The organism is Corynebacterium argentoratense DSM 44202, from assembly GCF_000590555.1.
Lineage (GTDB): Bacteria > Actinomycetota > Actinomycetes > Mycobacteriales > Mycobacteriaceae > Corynebacterium > Corynebacterium argentoratense.
In genome coordinates this window covers 1,466,763-1,482,242 of record NC_022198.1, presented here as the reverse complement: position 1 = coordinate 1,482,242, position 15,480 = coordinate 1,466,763, and the positions used below count along the sequence as shown (strand labels likewise).

Here is a 15,480-nt window from a genome sequence, read left to right as displayed (position 1 = left end):
CGTGACTGACGTTTTTCGCTCTGGCTTCGTAAGCTTCGTGGGCCGCCCCAACACCGGCAAATCTACACTGACGAATGCCCTCGTGGGCGAAAAAATCGCAATCACGGCGAACCAACCAGAGACCACGCGTCGGCCGATCCGCGGGATCGTCCACCGCGAGGACGCACAGATCATCATCGTCGACACCCCCGGCCTGCACAAGCCCCGCACCCTGCTGGGCGAGCGCCTTAATGACATCGTTAAAGACACCTACACCGATGTTGACGTCATCGGCCTGTGCATCCCCGCAGATGAAAAAATCGGCCCCGGTGACCGCTGGATCCTCGACGCCGTCAAGAAGGCAACGCCCAAAACCCCCATCGTCGGCATCGTCACCAAGACGGACAAAGCCAGCCGAGACCAGATCGCAGAACAGCTCGTCGCCGTTTACGACATGATCGGTGGGTCAGACGTCGTGCCCGTGAGCGCCACAGCGGGCGAGCAAACAGACACCCTCCTCGACGTCATCACCACATATCTTCCGGAAGGGCCTAAGTTCTACCCGGAAGATCACACCACTGACGAAGACCGCGACACCCGCATCTCAGAGCTCATTCGCGAAGCGGCACTCTCCGGTCTGCGCGATGAGCTACCGCACTCCGTGGCTGTGGAAATTGATGAGATCATCCCCGACGACAACAACCCCGACAAGCTCAACATTCACGCCATCATGTACCTTGAGCGGCCCGGCCAGAAAACCATCATCGCCGGACGCGACGGGCGCCGACTGTCCCGCATCGTGCACACCGCGCGAAAAGAAATCATCGAGCTGCTCGGCTGCAACGTCTACCTAGACCTACGCATCAAAATCTTGAAAAACTGGCAGTCCGACCCCAAAGCCCTGGGCCGCCTAGGTTTTTAAAAGCTAACGGGGCACACCGTGCGTAGTTTCAGAGACCAAGCGCTCGTCACCCGCACCTACGACTTTGGCGAAGCCGACCGCATCGTCACCCTACTCACACGCAACCACGGGGTTGTACGCGCCGTCGCCAAAGGGATCCGCCGAACCAACAGCCGTTTCGGCGCCCGAGTGCAGCAATTCAACCTGATCGACGTCAATCTGTACCCCGGGCGCAACCTCGCCACTCTCACGCAAGCCGACACCATCCGCCACTACGGCAAACTGATCGACGACTACGACCACTACACTGCTGGCGCCATCATCCTAGAGGCCGCCCAAAAGCTCACGCTGCACACCCCACCGGGCGACCCTTACACTTTTGACCAGGCCACCCGTGCACTCGAGTGCATCCCTGTGCACCCGACCATCGCCATCGACGCATTCATCCTCACCACCATGAGGCACAACGGATGGGAACCCACCCTGTACAACTGCGCAAACTGCGAAAAACCGGGGCCCCACCATCACTTCCACCCAGCATCGGGTGGTGCAGTGTGCGAAGATTGCCGACCACCCGCAGCAACCCCAGCGCCAGGCGAAAGCCTCCGCATCCTCTGGTGGATCCTCGCAGGCCACACCGAACTTGCAGCCGCAGCCAACTCGGTGGACATCCACACCGCACACAACCTGACTCTCGACTACTTCCACTGGCATACCGAGCAACGTTTGCGCAGCCTACGCACTGTGGAACAATAGACAGCGTGAACCACCCAGCGCAGCAACTCGACCCCCAATTCCTGCCGCAACACATCGCGCTTGTGATGGACGGCAACGGCCGATGGGCACAACAACGCGGCATGAAACGCACCGAAGGGCACAAACGCGGCGAGCAAGTCCTCGACACCATGGTCGACACCTGCCTAGAGCTGGGCATACCCTACCTATCGGCTTACGCATTTTCCACCGAAAATTGGCGGCGCAGCCCCGAGGAAGTCCGCTTCCTGATGAACTTTAACCGCCATGTGCTGCGCACCCGACGCGACAGCCTTAACGAACGCGGCGTCAAAATTAAATGGGTGGGGCGACGATCACGCCTATGGCGCAGCGTCATCAAAGAACTCCAGGAAGCCGAAGAATTAACAAAAAACAACACGCGCATGACACTCGCGATGTGCATCAACTACGGTGGCCGCGCCGAAATTGTTGACGCCGCGCGCGCATTCGCCGAAGACGTAGCTAACGGCACCGTCAAACCCCACCAGCTGACCGAAAACAGCTTGCGTGGCTACCTTAATGACCCCGACATGCCCGATGTTGACCTGTTCTTGCGCCCCAGCGGCGAGCAGCGCACCAGTAATTTCCTGCTGTGGCAATCGGCGTATGCAGAGATGGTCTTCCAGGACAAGCTCTTTCCCGACTACACACCCGAAGACCTCTATGACGCGATTTATGAATACGCCCAACGTGACCGGCGGTTCGGTGGCACCAAATGACGCCCGATAAAAAACAAATACGGCGGTGGCAAAAATACCTGGCCAACGAGCGTGCAGAGGCAGTTGTCTACCGCGAGCTTGCGCGCACCGCTGATGGGGAAGAACGCGACATCCTGCTCAAGTTGGCGGAAGCCGAAGACCGCCACGAGCAATACTGGCGCAACAAACTTGGCAATGACCTTGGTATGCCACGTAGGCCATCCATGGGTACCCGCACCATGGCGTTTCTGGCGCGACGCTTCGGCAGTGTTTTCACCCTGGCATTGATGCAATCGGCGGAAAGCCGCACGCCTTATTCCAAGGACGCTGACGCCACCGAACAGATGACGGCCGATGAGCGCATTCACGCAGAAGTCGTTCGCGGGCTTGCCCAACGCGGCCGCCAACAGCTTTCGGGTGGATTCCGCGCGGCCATCTTTGGTGCCAACGACGGGCTCGTGTCCAACCTTGCCTTGGTGCTGGGTATTTTCGCCAGTGGAGCAAGTAACCACACGATTCTGCTGACGGGTTTATCCGGCTTGCTCGCCGGCGCCTTGTCCATGGCTGCCGGCGAATACATCTCTGTGGCGTCCCAACGGGAGCTGCTTGAAGCCAGCACACCCCATCCCAAGACCAACACACTGTTGCCGCAGTTGGACGTCAACGCCAACGAGCTGGCACTTGTCTACCGTGCGCGCGGGATGGACGCCGCAACCGCTGATCACAAGGCCCAGCAAACACTGCGCAGTATTCGAGATAATCAGCCGGTGGACTCCCTGACCAACGACAGCAACCTGGATGCTGCCGGAAGCCCCACCCAGGCTGCGTTATCGTCATTCTTTTTCTTCGCCACTGGGGCACTGTTGCCCATCATCCCCTTCATCCTTAACTTGCCCACGAACACGGCAGCGGTTGCTTCCACCGTGATCGTCAGCGTGGCGCTACTGACCACCGGAGCCACCGTCGGCTTACTATCCGGTACTTCACCGATGCTCAAAGCATTACGGCAACTTGCGATCGGTCTAGCTGCTGCGGCCACCACCTACGGCATAGGCTCCCTGTTCGGGTAGAGCTGCACAAGCTACTAGCTAAAAAAGTGGGGCATCCCTTTGTGAAAAAGGGATGCCCCACATGTGTGTCAGCGCGTGGCTTACTTGTTTTCGGCGTCTGCCTTTTCCTGGCACTTAGGGCACAGGCCGAAGACCTCGGCGGTGTGGTTGGTCAAGCGGTAACCGTGCTCGACTGCTTGCTCTGCAGCCCACTGCTCGACGGGACCACCGTCGATTTCCGTGGTCTTGCCGCAGTTGGTGCAGACCACGTGGTGGTGATGGTGGCTGCTAGCGCAGTGGCGGTACAGGGTTTCGCCGGTGTGCATGTGCAGCACGTCGACGGCGTTGATTTCTGCGAGGGATTGCAGGGTGCGGTACACGGTGGTCAGACCAACGCTTTCGCCGCGGACGATCAGCTCATCGTGGATGTAGCGGGCAGAGTAGAAGTTTTCGAGATCTCGAAGGACCGTGACCACAGCTGCACGCTGGCGGGTGCTGCGCGCGCCCAGCTTCGGCATGGGCGGGCTCTTCTTGTCCTTGCTTATGTTTTTGACAGTGCGGGTTTGTGCCACAGTTATCCTCCATGTTGAAAAGTGCGAAATGTGCGAACCAAACACAACACAAAACAGACACAGTACATCGCAATCAAACGGGGTGGCTCGCCCGATTGTGTCTGCTTTTCTTGGATCGTGCTTGTTTGGGGACCATTTTGATACTAAGCGCGTTTAAGCGTTTCTTAGAATTGAGACCCGATTGGTGTACAGAAGGCTTGTAACCCAACACATACTAACAACGCAGGTAAAGTCTGATTTTTGTCGATATGACCACCAAATGAAAGTGAAAAATGTTAGTTATCTGCCGTGCGGAGGCATTTTTGGAAGCTGTTGTGGCGTAAGTCATGTGCTTTCATGTGACGGTAGGGCTGTGGGAAGTGTTATGAGTGTTCTGTCACAAAGCACCGGTAGGGGCGCGCATTGGGTGGCATCCACGCGGGCAATTGTTCAAGCGCACCCCAGGGTGGGGCAGGGGGCGGTGATCTATTAGACTCCTAGGTCTATACCTGTCATCCAACCTTGGGAGAATCGTGGCTTCTGTAATCGACACCGTTGTCAATCTGTGCAAGCGACGCGGTCTGGTCTACCCGTGCGGTGAAATCTATGGCGGCACCCGTTCCGCATGGGATTACGGCCCGCTCGGCGTCGAGCTGAAAGAAAACATTAAAAAGCAGTGGTGGCGTTCCATGGTGACCTCCCGCATGGATGTCGTGGGCCTCGACTCTTCCGTTATTCTCCCTCGCCAGACCTGGGTGTCTTCCGGCCACCTGGAGGTCTTCACCGACCCACTAGTGGAGTCCTTGCACACCCACAAGCGTTACCGCGCCGACCACCTGCTGGAGGCCTACGAGGAAAAGCACGGCCACCCGCCAGCAAACGGACTGGCTGACATTCCCGATCCGGAAACCGGCCAGCCCGGCAACTGGACCGAGCCCCGCGAATTCTCCGGGATGCTCAAGACCTTCCTTGGCCCCGTCGACGACGAAGAAGGCTTGCACTACCTGCGCCCCGAAACCGCGCAGGGCATTTTCGTGAACTTCAAGAACGTCATGACCTCCGCGCGTATGAAGCCTCCGTTTGGTATCGCCCAAATCGGTAAGTCCTTCCGCAACGAGATCACCCCGGGTAACTTCATCTTCCGCACTCGCGAGTTCGAGCAGATGGAGATGGAGTTCTTCGTCAAGCCCGGCACCGACGAGCAGTGGCACCAGTACTGGATTGACCATCGTTACAATTGGTACGTCGACCTCGGCATCAACCCCGATAACCTGCGCCTGTACGAGCACCCGCAGGAAAAGCTATCTCACTACTCCAAGCGCACCGTCGACGTGGAATACGCTTTCAACTTCGTTGGCTCCAAGTGGGGCGAGCTCGAGGGCGTTGCCAACCGCACCGATTACGACCTGTCTGTGCACGCCAAGGGCTCTGGTGAGGACCTGTCCTACTTCGACCAGGAGACCGGCGAGCGTTGGATCCCGTACGTCATCGAACCTGCAGCGGGTCTTGGTCGCTCCATGATGGCCTTCCTGGTGGATGCTTACCATGAGGACGAAGCCCCCAACGCTAAGGGTGGCGTGGACAAGCGCGTCGTGCTTAAACTCGACCGTCGCCTGGCGCCTGTCAAGGTTGCCGTCCTGCCGCTGAGCAAGAAGGACACGTTGACCCCCACTGCGGAAAAGGTCGCGGAAACTCTCCGTCAGCACTGGAACATCGAATACGACACCTCCGGTGCGATTGGCCGACGCTACCGCCGCCAGGACGAAATCGGCACTCCCTTCTGTGTGACTGTCGACTTCGACACTCTGGAGGACGGCGCGGTGACCGTGCGCGAGCGCGACACCATGGAGCAGGAGCGCGTCAAGATCGACGAGCTCGAGGCCTACCTAGCCCAGCGTCTGATCGGCTGCTAACACCATGCACTACCTAGAGTGGAGCGGTCGCACGGAGCTGCACCGAGGCACCACCCGCCTGGATCAAACCCCGGAGCACCTGGCTTCTTTCACGGATACCTCCGCCACCATCGGCGAGCAGGTGTACACCCTTGATGCCTCCACTGGATCGTTTTCTGGTGATGACGCCGCGTTTTCTGCCGTCGCAGACAAAGGCTCGCTGAAGAAGGCTAAGCAGGTCACTACCACCTTGTCGGGTGGGGAGTACCAGTTGCTCAACGAGCGGAAGAAAGAATGGGTGATCCTGCACGAAGGTAACTTTGTCGCGCAGTTCACTGGTGATGATGTGCGCAATATGCTCATCCAATTCGGTCAGGCGGATGAGCAAGGCCAGCCGTTGGAGACCCCCGAAGCGCTTGCCGAGCAGGCTGCCCTGCCAACGATCACTCCGTTGGAGGAAATCTATCTGGCCTGGCTGGCCCGCACAGTGGTGGAGCAGCGCCTGGTGGGAACGACCACTATTTTGATGTGGTCGCTTATCGCCCTCACCCCGTTTATTATCCTCGTGTTTTTGATGTAGCGCGCTTAGAAACTGCCGCTGTCAAAACCCCAGTCGCCACCACCAACGTCCCCTCCGAAACCTCCGCCGAAGTCTCCTCCGAATCCGCCGCCAAAGCCGCCGCGGAAGGAGGAGCTGAGGATGTTTCCGAGGATCAGGCCGGTGACAAGACCATTGCCGCCGCCACCAAAGCCGGACATGTTTTGATTTTGGTATCGGCGCACATCGCGAGTGGCCTCATCGAGAGCTTGCTTGCCCCACATCGCCGCCGAGCGCGCATGCGTGATACCCGCATCGATGCTGTTGCTGTCTGTCAGGTGCTCGGCCTCAGACCAGTGCTGCTTCGCCGTGGCCAGACTGGTGCGTGCAGCAGAGCCCACCATGGAACCGCGGGTGTTGATGATGTCGGTCGCAGCTTGCAATTGGGTGTGCGCGTTAGCCATCGTCTGATCAAAGACCTGACGCTGCACACTGTAGTCCGCAGCAGTCGAGCGAGCCTGCGCCAGAGCCGAAGCCAGCTGAGTGCTTGCCTCCAACAAACCCGTGTAGGAAGCCAAAGGATCCGCGCCACCATCAGCGACCGCCAGTGCCTGCGTTGCCTGATCCACCGCGGCGTCAATATCCGACAAATCCACCTCCGGGGAGGACTGCTTCAACGCGCGAGCATCCGCAACGTTGGCGCGCACGGAGGCCGTCAACTGCGGCAGGTCAGCATGGGCGCGACGGATGGTGTCATCAGCATGCTCCACACCAGATAGCAACATGTCCACCTGCTGCAGCGTCGTTTCCACAGCGCGGATATCGTCCACCAAACCCTGCTGCTGGCCGGCGGGTTTCGCAGCTACAGTGCGCGCGTGCTCCAGTACCCGGTCGGCGTCATTCAAGTGGCTAGAAGCAAGCTCAACGTTATCGACCACCGAGGCGACCGATTCGCGGCCGTAGGCCTCAATGAGCTTGTCCAACGCCGCCGCGGCAGCAGGAACGCGCGAGCGGCCATCAACAATCTTGCGGGTCAAAGAATCCAACGTTTCAGGGGCAGTCAGCAAAACACTGCGCATCTGCGCAAACTCTTCGGCCTGAGCATCAAGTACATCATCAGCCATGCCGCACATCGACACGATCTGCACTAAGGTGGCGTGCTCGTCCTGAGGCGTCATCGCCTGCTTTAACGCAAACGCCCGTGCCAGCGTCACCTTTGACGACTCCAAGGCCTGGGTGAACTGAGCAACCCGCGCCGGCCCGAACTCTTCGCGGGCACGCTCGAGCTCTTCAGATGCGCGACGGATGGACTCGTCGGTAGACACCAACTCCTCCGCCGCCAAGGTGCGCAAAGTGGCAAGATCCTGCTGCTGCAACCCACGGGTATCGGCAGGATCCATCGAACGCGCAGCTTCGAGGCGTTGCTCATCGTCCTTCTTCCTCCGACGGCGCGCATAAGCCACCGCACCACCGGCGACCGCTAGAGCACCACCACCGGCCAACGCAGCACCACCGGCATCAATACCGCCCCCATCAGCGGAAGACACAGAGCTACCGCCTTCGGTGTCTTTTACCGCCGAAATCGCTGCAGAAGCGGCATCAAACCACTTCTCATCAGACAACAATGACGTCGCGGCCTTCGTGATCTGTTTCGATACCTCCGGGTCAACACCCGGACCATACACCGTGGTGTAATCCCGCTGCTGGGTGGCCACAGCAAAAATCACGCCTCTCTGCCCACCATAAGCGTCATACAGATTCGTAGCGAACTCTTTAGCGGTCTGCCCCTCAAACGTCGGCACGAATACCACGCGCATGTTGACGCCGGTGGATTTCGCGACGTCATTAATCTGATCCCTCAAACGAGAAACCTCGTCACTGGAGAACACACCAGAGGTGTCCGTCACCGAACCAGTCAACTGCACAGCACCCCCACCCGACTGAGCCAACAACACAGGGCTGGGGGCAGCCAACGCCCCAGTGGGCGCCAGAACACCCACTCCAGCAACGCAAGCAGAAGAAACAACAGCGAACACAGCAACACGAGCGCGACGCGAAAACTTAGACATGCCCTAGATCCTACGCGTGTTATCCACACAAACCCGTCCGCTCAATCGCAAACAGAGCCCACAGCATTAGCTACAGTAAACCTGTGCACTACCAGTACAGCTCGCTCGATGAACAACGCCGCCACCCCGAAGAAGCCAAAGGTTCGACCGTCAGCGGCACCCTGCCTGACACCAGGCGAGCGTTCGTACGAGACCGCGCCCGCGTGCTCCACTCCGCAGCGCTGCGGCGACTGGCAGACAAAACCCAAGTGGTTGGTCCCCGTGACGGCGACACCCCACGCACACGCCTGACCCACAGCCTCGAAGTCGCGCAAATCGCCCGCGGCATTGGAGCAGGCGTTGGTGCTGACCCCGACCTGTGCGAACTCGCCGGCCTGTGCCACGACATCGGCCACCCACCCTACGGACATAATGGGGAAGTGGCGCTCAACGAACTTGCCGGCGACATCGGCTTCGAAGGTAACGCCCAAAGCTTAAGGATCCTCACCCTACTCGAGCCCAAGGTTTGCGACGTCGAAACCTCCTTCGGACTCAACCTCACCCGCGCAGCACTAGATGCCGCCTGCAAATACCCATGGACACGCAGCCAAGCTGAAGCAAAAAACACCAAAAAATACGGCTGCTACGACGAAGACGCCCACATCCTCGAGTGGATCCGCAGCGGCAGCGACACCCACCTCAAGCCCCCCATCGAGGGCCAAGTGATGGACATCTCCGATGATGTGGCGTACTCCGTACATGACGTTGAAGACGGCATCCTCGCCGGCCGCATCGACCTCAAAGTCATGTGGGACCTCGTCGAGCTCGCAGCACTGGCAGAAAAAGGCGCACGCGCTTTTGGCGGAAACCCTGACGAACTCGTGGAAGCCGCAGACAGGCTCCGACAACTCGACGTTGTCAGCCGCGCCGCCGACTACGACGCAACCTTCCCATCGCTTGTTGGGCTCAAAGCCTTGACCTCGGAACTCGTCGGCCGATTCGTCGGCGCAATCATCACTGCCACCCGAAAAAACAACGGTGAAGCCCTGGGCCGCCACAACGGTCAGTTAGTGGTCCCGCCAGACGTAGCTGCAGAAGTCACCCTGCTGAAAACCATCGCGGTGCTCTACGTGATGGATGAACCCGTCCACCTGCGCCGCCAAGACCGCCAACGCGAACGCATCTACAGGGTATTCGACTACTTGAGCATGGGCGCGCCGGGCTCCCTGGACCCAAGCTTTGCGCATTGGTACATGCAGGCAGATAGTGATCAGCAACGACGCCGCGTCATCATCGACCAGATCGCCAGCCTCACCGAATCCAGGTTGGAACGCCTGGCCCACCTCGCAGCAGGCGTATCCGGTTTTTATGGTTAGGGGGCGGCTAGCGTAGGCGCCATGCGACGCCGGAGTCTTTAAATACCTCCGCGACCAGCACGGTCTCTTTCAACGTGCCCTGCCAAGCCGGCGAATACACGCAGCGCACGCCAGCTGCCAGGGCGTCTCTGAGCCAGTCGGCCAGCGCATCCAGATTGCCCGCACACCCCATGAGGGCCTGTGCTAATGCGCGGCGGTCGGTCAACGCGGCGTCAACACGCACAACACCTTGCGCTGTCATGGAGAATACGTGGCCCGACGGTGGGCAAGAATTGGGGTGGAGATTATTGTTCGGCATCGGGGATCTCGCAGAAACTCTCGTAATGGTCGTCGGTGTAGAACCACACATCGGGGTCGGTTTTAGAGCCGCCGCCCACCACAATGCGTCGGGCGCCGCGGTGCTTCACACCAGGTGTGTCCACGGTGTATTCGCGGTAGTAATTGCGTGATTGCTGTGGCAGGACGTGCTCGTAGTTTCCAAAGCGCACCCCATCGTTGTCGGGGTGGGCGAAGGGGCCGCCGTTCAAAATGTCGTCGACGACTTCCTCGGCCTCGGGCGGCAGGGACGATAGCGGGCACACATCTTCTTGGGTGTCTTTTGCGCGCTTGCTGGATGTGGGTGCGGTGCTGGATTTGGGTGTGGTGCTGGGCGTGGATGCGGTGCTGCGGGTCGACTCAGGGCGCGCGTCATCCCGCGCAGGAGAATCCACACCAAACCATGCGGCGACGGCGGCTACAGCGACGGCTGCAGCCGCACCAGCGACCTTTTTGTACGGCCCATTCGGACTAGACATAGCCGTTAGCTTAGTAGGCCGTGGCGCGGAGTTGTTTAAGCACGTAATGTTTAGCCTTATGGGCAAAGGAAGGATTCCGGAAAGCGATATTCAAGCTATCCGTGAACGCACAGCGATTGAAGAGATCGTCGGTGAGTACGTCCAGTTGAAGCCGGGGGGCAGCGACTCACTGAAAGGCCTGTCGCCGTTTAAAGACGAAAAGACTCCCTCCTTTCACGTTCGTCCCTCACGTGGCTATTACCACTGTTTTTCCACAGGTAAGGGTGGTGATGTGTTCAGTTTTCTCATGGAGATGGAGCACATCAGTTTCCCCGAAGCCGTGGAAGTGTGCGCGGAAAAAATCGGTTATCAGATCAACTATGAGGGCGGTGGGCCTGGGCGCAGGGAGGAGCCAGGTACACGCCAGCGTTTAGTGGCAGCCAATAAAGCTGCTCACGAGTTTTACAGGCAACAGCTCGAAACTGATGACGCCGCGACGGCTCGCGCATTCTTGACTGATCGCGGTTTCACCGCCGAGCATGCCCATGAATTTGGCTGCGGTTATGCGCCGGCGGGCTGGGATACGTTGACCAAGCATCTCATGCGCAAGGGCTTTGATTTTAAGGAGCTCGAGGCCGCAGGGTTGTCGACGATGGGGCGTAGGGGTCCGATTGATCGTTTTCACCGGCGCCTGCTGTGGCCGATCCGAAACTTGGCGGGCGACGTCATCGGTTTCGGTGCCCGGAAGTTGTTTGATGATGACAAACTGGGCAAGTACATGAACACCCCAGAGACGATGCTGTACAAGAAGTCGAAGGTGTTGTTCGGCTTGGATATGGCTAAAAAGTCCATTGCGGCGGGGCACCAAGCTGTGGTGGTCGAGGGGTATACGGACGTGATGGCCTGCCACGCTGCGGGAATTACCACCGCTGTCGCAGCATGCGGTACCGCATTCGGAGAGGAACACCTGCAGATGCTGCGCAGGTTGATGCTGGATGACAACTTCTTCCGCGGCGAACTGATCTACACCTTCGACGGCGACGAAGCCGGGCAGAAGGCAGCGATGCGCGCATTTGAAGGCGAACAACAGTTCACGGGGCAGTCCTATGTGGCTGTTGCCCCGGATGGGATGGATCCTTGTGATCTTCGCCTGCAGAAGGGCGATGCTGCGGTGCGCGACTTGGTGGCTAGTCGCGTGCCCATGTTCGAGTTTGTTATTCGCTCGTTGGTGGAAAGCTATTCCTTGGACAGCGTTGACGGCAGGGTGCAAGCGATCCGACGGGCTGTGCCGGTAGTGGCTGGGATTCGCGACGAAGCCTTGCGCAACGAGTACGCCCGCCAGCTAGCAGGCTGGACTGGGTGGGGCGACCCGGCGGAGATCGTGGCACAGGTTCGGGCGGCTAAAGCTGCCCCCAAGCCCGCTACGAAGCCCTTGCGCGCGCGTCGCTTCGCGCAGGCCACCTCCGCCCCCGTTGATACGGCACCGGCTTCGACCTTGGTGCTGCCTGATCCAAAGAACCCACGGTTGTGGTGCGAGAGGGAAGCACTCAAAGTTGCTTTGCAGTACCCATCGTTAGCGGGCAGCTTCTTCGACGGGCTTGAACAAGGGTGCTTTAGCAACCCCGCGTATCAGGCCGTCAGGCAGGCGATTATTGATGCCGGCGGTAGTGCCACGGGTGCGACGATGAGTGCAAAGCAGTGGGTTCCGGAGGTCTCCAGCAAGGTCAATGATTTGGTGGCACAGTCGCTGATCGCTGAACTCGCGGTGGAGTCGATGCATGTCAGCGACGACTCTTTGGAAGCCTACGCGGATAGTGTCTTGGCTCGTTTGCAGGAAGTCCGGGTGGGCAATCAGATTGCCCAGTTGAAGGGGCAGCTGCAGCGCATGCGCCCCGGCGATGATTCTGCAGCCTACAACTCTTTGTTCGCAGATCTGGTGGCTTTGGAACAGGTGCGCAGGCAGCTGCTTGACCGGGCGATCAAACCCCAGGTGCGTTAGCCTTCGTCTGGTTCGAGGACGGTGTGTCCGTCTTCCGTGCGCAGGTTGCGGACTTCCTTCATGCGCGGTTGAGGGTCGAGCTTGTCGGCGAGAGCTTTGCGTGTCACGGTGACTGCTTTTTGAGTGACGGGGGAGTTGACGGTTGCGAGATAGCCTTTTTTGATTTGCTCGTAGCGCTTGCGGCCGGCTTTGGTGCCGAATACGTAGCCTGCGGCGGCGCCGACGACGAACTGAATCATGGATTCTCCTTTGTGCTTCTTTGTGCCCCAACTACTGTAGCGATATTTAGGCTGGTGGGTGGGCAAAACAGAGAAAAACCCCAGCTAGAGGCGCTCTGCTGGGGTGTGTTTCTGTGTTGTCTGTGGGGCCACCGGGGCTCGAACCCGGGACCAACGGATTATGAGTCCGCGGCTCTAACCGACTGAGCTATAGCCCCAACCGTCACCCCGCGGGTAGCGAGGCAACTCAATCAGTATAGAGGCGGGGCCGCTCAGGGGTAAAAGCCGTGGAGAAAGAAGCTGTCGAGGTGGGTTATGAGGTGCAGATTTGCACCAATCCCAGCGAGGGTTATATAGTCTTATCTCGTTGCAGCGAGCACCCTTAGCGGTTGTTCAAGCGCAAGTATTCCCCCATAGCTCAATTGGCAGAGCATTCGACTGTTAATCGAAGGGTTACTGGTTCGAGTCCAGTTGGGGGAGCGTTTCACCCCCGACACGTTACTAACGTTGTGTCGGGGGTTTTGTCGTATGTAAGTTATCTCTCATGCCCACTGTAGATCCCACCATTCTCGCTTTGTATCGCAGCTTGGACTTGATTGGCGTTGTGCTTAATGGCGCCATTGGCGGCACGATCGCGCGGCAGCGTGGCTTCGACATCATCGGTTTTAGCTTCTTGGCGTTGTTTTCTGCCCTCGGGGGCGGCATGTTGCGTGACACGTTGATGCAGCGGGGTACACCAGCGGCGATTGCTGAGCCGATGTATATGGGTTTCGCGATTTTGGGTGGCCTGTTGGCGATGCTCATCCATCTGCGTGGCCGGGCGTGGGAGTTGTTTGAGGCCCATGCTGATGCGGTGATTTTGGGTGTGTGGGCGGTTACCGGTTCGACTAAAGCCCTGACCTACGGGATGCCTTTGGCCAGTGCATTGTTCATGGGTGTTCTGACCGCTGTTGGTGGCGGCATGATTCGCGACATCGCAACGGGGAGCGTGCCCGCAATTTTTGGGGGCAATAAACTGTATGCGACACCCGCTTTGTTGGGTAGTGCGGTGATGGTTTTGTTCCACATGATGGGTCATGACGCCGCGGGGATGCTTGTCGCCACGACGGTGGGCGCGGGATCTGCGATTTTGGCCTATTGGCGTGGGTGGGTTCTGCCAACTAATCCGGATTGGGCGCCGGTGAATATGACTGCTCGGCAGTTCGGACAGAAGCTCAAGAGCGCGCGTGCACAGGGGCGTGAGCAGGGCATCGCCCAGGAGCGGCAGATGTGGGAGGATGCTCTGCACATCTCGGAGGATGTGCGTGAGGATTTCGCTGAGAAGCTCGCTGAGAGCCTCCACGATGCAGGTATAGGCCACGCGGAAGCAACTGCCGACACGACGCCAGAGGGCACGAATGACACGCCCGCAGACACCGGAGACGCAGACCGCGACGTCACGGGGCGCGAGGAGGATAGTTAGCGATCCTCCTCGCGCAGGGAGCGATTGAACCAATCGACGATCAAAGCATCACTGCGAAACACCATGTACTCGTGCCCCGCCTGCAGAGCAGCCACTAGTGGCTCCGAGGGGCTTCGTTGATGGTGACGTCAGCGCCCATCTGCTGCCAGGCGGCACCCAGGACCATGGTGTCGACATTGTTGATCGTTTTGTCGTCGGCGTGGGACATCAGCAGCAAGAGAGATGACGGAAGCAGAGCATGTCGATAGCAGTTTCCTCCAGCGCAGGGGATCAATTTAGCATTAGGGGCATGCAGCAACCTCCCCACACAGACCCCCTTGCCCGCACGCTCGCCCAGGTTGATGACTGGCCGGTGGACTCGGTCGCCGCTGGACTCATCGATCAAGGCAAGACCTACTACGCCGGTACCGTCGATACTGACTATCGATTCCCGCTGGCGAGCGTCACCAAACCTTTAGTGGCCTATGCGGTTGCGGTTGCCGTCGAAGAGGGTGTCTTCGAGTGGGATACTGCCTGCGGGCCGGAAGGATCCACAGTCCGGCACTTGCTTGCCCACGCATCAGGGGTTGGCTTCGATACCCCTGAGCCCCAGAAACCAGTGGGGCAGCGGCGCATCTATTCCAGCGCTGGTTTTGAGCTGCTCGCAGACGCAGTCGAAGCGGAAACGGGTATCGCCTTCCCCGAGTACTTCCGCCAAGCCCTCTGCGAGCCCTTGGGGTTAGGCGCCACGCTGGATGGATCCGCAGGCCATGGGGTGACCGCAAGCCTGCGCGACGTCATGACGTTTGTTAAGGAAGTTCTGCAGCCGAGCCTCATTCACCCCAGCACGCTAAAGGAGATGCTGAGTATCCAGTACCCGGAGCTGGCAGGTGTGGTTCCCGGCTATGGATCGTTTACCCCGTGCCCGTGGGGGCTGGGCTTCGAGGTCAAAGGCAGCAAGGGAACGGCAGGCAGGGAGCATTGGACAGGCACGCGCCTGCCGGCGCGCACTGTCGGGCACTTCGGACAATCGGGCACCTTCATGTGGGTTGATCCGCAAGCCGAGCGAGGTTGTGTGGTGCTGACGGATCGGGCGTTTGGCCCCTGGGCTAAACCGCTGTGGGCGGAGTTCAACGACGAGCTCAGTGGCGCATTAACACCCCCATATGCTGGTTAAAGTTGTGGTTTAGAGTTGCTGGTGGGGTTATAGTTGCCTACCTTTGAGGCTGTAGCGCGGGCACAC

Annotated in this window: 14 protein-coding genes, 2 tRNA genes and 1 pseudogene; 11 read left to right on the top strand and 6 right to left on the bottom strand. The window is 59.2% G+C overall.

Features of this window, described 5'->3' with window-relative positions; genetic code table 11:
• The first annotated feature begins 1 nt into the window (after position 1).
• Genes era through CARG_RS06955 form a run of 4 tightly spaced genes read left to right on the top strand, consistent with a single transcriptional unit; the run spans position 2 to position 3,422 of the window.
• Positions 2-901, top strand: coding sequence for a GTPase Era (gene era / locus CARG_RS06970; RefSeq protein WP_021011942.1), 900 nt, complete (start codon positions 2-4; stop codon positions 899-901).
• Between the two features lie 18 nt (positions 902-919).
• Positions 920-1,636, top strand: a complete 717-nt coding sequence (gene recO, locus CARG_RS06965) for a DNA repair protein RecO (RefSeq protein WP_021011941.1) — start codon at positions 920-922, stop codon at positions 1,634-1,636.
• A gap of 5 nt (positions 1,637-1,641) precedes the next feature.
• Positions 1,642-2,373: an isoprenyl transferase gene (locus CARG_RS06960; RefSeq protein WP_021011940.1), complete on the top strand. Its 732-nt coding sequence runs from the start codon at positions 1,642-1,644 to the stop codon at positions 2,371-2,373.
• Positions 2,370-3,422 carry a VIT1/CCC1 transporter family protein gene (locus CARG_RS06955; RefSeq protein ID WP_021011939.1) on the top strand — a complete coding sequence of 351 codons (1,053 nt, stop codon included), beginning with the start codon at positions 2,370-2,372 and terminating at the stop codon, positions 3,420-3,422. The genes CARG_RS06960 and CARG_RS06955 overlap by 4 nt, the downstream gene beginning before the upstream one ends.
• Positions 3,423-3,502: 80 nt before the next feature.
• Here the strand turns inward: CARG_RS06955 and CARG_RS06950 are convergent, their stop codons facing one another.
• Positions 3,503-3,919, bottom strand: a complete 417-nt coding sequence (locus CARG_RS06950; protein WP_041747650.1) for a Fur family transcriptional regulator — start codon at positions 3,917-3,919, stop codon at positions 3,503-3,505.
• A 566-nt stretch (positions 3,920-4,485) separates the two neighbouring features.
• Here CARG_RS06950 and CARG_RS06945 point away from each other — a divergent pair.
• On the top strand, positions 4,486-5,865 hold the full coding sequence (locus tag CARG_RS06945) for a glycine--tRNA ligase (RefSeq protein ID WP_021011937.1): 1,380 nt from the start codon (positions 4,486-4,488) through the stop codon (positions 5,863-5,865).
• Positions 5,866-5,869: 4 nt separating this feature from the next.
• The gene (locus CARG_RS06940) at positions 5,870-6,424 is read left to right on the top strand and encodes a hypothetical protein (RefSeq protein WP_021011936.1); all 555 of its coding nucleotides are present in this window, start codon (positions 5,870-5,872) and stop codon (positions 6,422-6,424) included.
• 5 nt (positions 6,425-6,429) lie between these two features.
• On the opposite strand, the gene CARG_RS06935 is transcribed toward CARG_RS06940, so the two are convergent.
• Positions 6,430-8,451, bottom strand: coding sequence for a TPM domain-containing protein (locus CARG_RS06935; RefSeq protein WP_021011935.1), 2,022 nt, complete (start codon positions 8,449-8,451; stop codon positions 6,430-6,432).
• Between the two features lie 83 nt (positions 8,452-8,534).
• Between CARG_RS06935 and CARG_RS06930 the strand changes: the two genes are divergently transcribed.
• On the top strand, positions 8,535-9,806 hold the full coding sequence (locus tag CARG_RS06930) for a deoxyguanosinetriphosphate triphosphohydrolase (RefSeq protein WP_021011934.1): 1,272 nt from the start codon (positions 8,535-8,537) through the stop codon (positions 9,804-9,806).
• A gap of 7 nt (positions 9,807-9,813) precedes the next feature.
• Here CARG_RS06930 and CARG_RS06925 read toward each other — a convergent pair whose 3' ends face one another.
• Together CARG_RS06925 and CARG_RS06920 are read right to left on the bottom strand one after the other, a co-directional pair.
• Complete coding sequence (locus tag CARG_RS06925; RefSeq protein WP_169733210.1) at positions 9,814-10,047, bottom strand: hypothetical protein; 234 nt, start codon at positions 10,045-10,047, stop codon at positions 9,814-9,816.
• A gap of 43 nt (positions 10,048-10,090) precedes the next feature.
• Entirely contained in the window at positions 10,091-10,600 is a 510-nt protein-coding gene (locus tag CARG_RS06920; RefSeq protein WP_021011932.1) for a ribonuclease domain-containing protein, read from the bottom strand.
• Positions 10,601-10,658: 58 nt separating this feature from the next.
• On the opposite strand from CARG_RS06920, the gene dnaG reads away from it, so the two are divergent.
• Complete coding sequence (gene dnaG, locus CARG_RS06915; protein ID WP_052331910.1) at positions 10,659-12,578, top strand: DNA primase; 1,920 nt, start codon at positions 10,659-10,661, stop codon at positions 12,576-12,578.
• On the opposite strand, the gene CARG_RS06910 is transcribed toward dnaG, so the two are convergent.
• Together CARG_RS06910 and CARG_RS06905 are read right to left on the bottom strand one after the other, a co-directional pair.
• Positions 12,575-12,817, bottom strand: a complete 243-nt coding sequence (locus CARG_RS06910) for a hypothetical protein (protein WP_021011930.1) — start codon at positions 12,815-12,817, stop codon at positions 12,575-12,577. The two genes, dnaG and CARG_RS06910, sit on opposite strands and share 4 nt — an antisense overlap.
• Positions 12,818-12,940: 123 nt before the next feature.
• Positions 12,941-13,014, bottom strand: a tRNA-Ile gene (locus CARG_RS06905).
• Between the two features lie 189 nt (positions 13,015-13,203).
• Here CARG_RS06905 and CARG_RS06900 point away from each other — a divergent pair.
• The 3 genes and pseudogenes from CARG_RS06900 to CARG_RS06890 all read left to right on the top strand — a co-directional run bounded on the left by CARG_RS06900 (position 13,204) and on the right by CARG_RS06890 (position 15,414).
• Positions 13,204-13,276: transfer RNA gene (locus CARG_RS06900), tRNA-Asn, on the top strand.
• 64 nt (positions 13,277-13,340) lie between these two features.
• Positions 13,341-14,075 (top strand): annotated as a pseudogene (locus CARG_RS06895) (trimeric intracellular cation channel family protein); the annotation flags it as partial.
• A 472-nt stretch (positions 14,076-14,547) separates the two neighbouring features.
• Positions 14,548-15,414 carry a serine hydrolase domain-containing protein gene (locus CARG_RS06890; protein ID WP_020976694.1) on the top strand — a complete coding sequence of 289 codons (867 nt, stop codon included), beginning with the start codon at positions 14,548-14,550 and terminating at the stop codon, positions 15,412-15,414.
• Positions 15,415-15,480 lie beyond the last annotated feature (66 nt).

Bases quoted from the DNA above. Each gene is read 5' to 3' on its own strand.
- CARG_RS06935 (WP_021011935.1), bottom strand. From the start codon at position 8,451: ATGTCTAAGTTTTCGCGTCGCGCTCGTGTTGCTGTGTTCGCTGTTGTT.
- CARG_RS06920 (WP_021011932.1), bottom strand. From the start codon at position 10,600: ATGTCTAGTCCGAATGGGCCGTACAAAAAGGTCGCTGGTGCGGCTGCA.
- CARG_RS06890 (WP_020976694.1), top strand. From the start codon at position 14,548: ATGCAGCAACCTCCCCACACAGACCCCCTTGCCCGCACGCTCGCCCAG.
- CARG_RS06925 (WP_169733210.1), bottom strand. From the start codon at position 10,047: ATGACAGCGCAAGGTGTTGTGCGTGTTGACGCCGCGTTGACCGACCGC.
- CARG_RS06910 (WP_021011930.1), bottom strand. From the start codon at position 12,817: ATGATTCAGTTCGTCGTCGGCGCCGCCGCAGGCTACGTATTCGGCACC.
- CARG_RS06940 (WP_021011936.1), top strand. From the start codon at position 5,870: ATGCACTACCTAGAGTGGAGCGGTCGCACGGAGCTGCACCGAGGCACC.
- dnaG (WP_052331910.1), top strand. From the start codon at position 10,659: ATGGGCAAAGGAAGGATTCCGGAAAGCGATATTCAAGCTATCCGTGAA.
- CARG_RS06950 (WP_041747650.1), bottom strand. From the start codon at position 3,919: ATGCCGAAGCTGGGCGCGCGCAGCACCCGCCAGCGTGCAGCTGTGGTC.
- CARG_RS06955 (WP_021011939.1), top strand. From the start codon at position 2,370: ATGACGCCCGATAAAAAACAAATACGGCGGTGGCAAAAATACCTGGCC.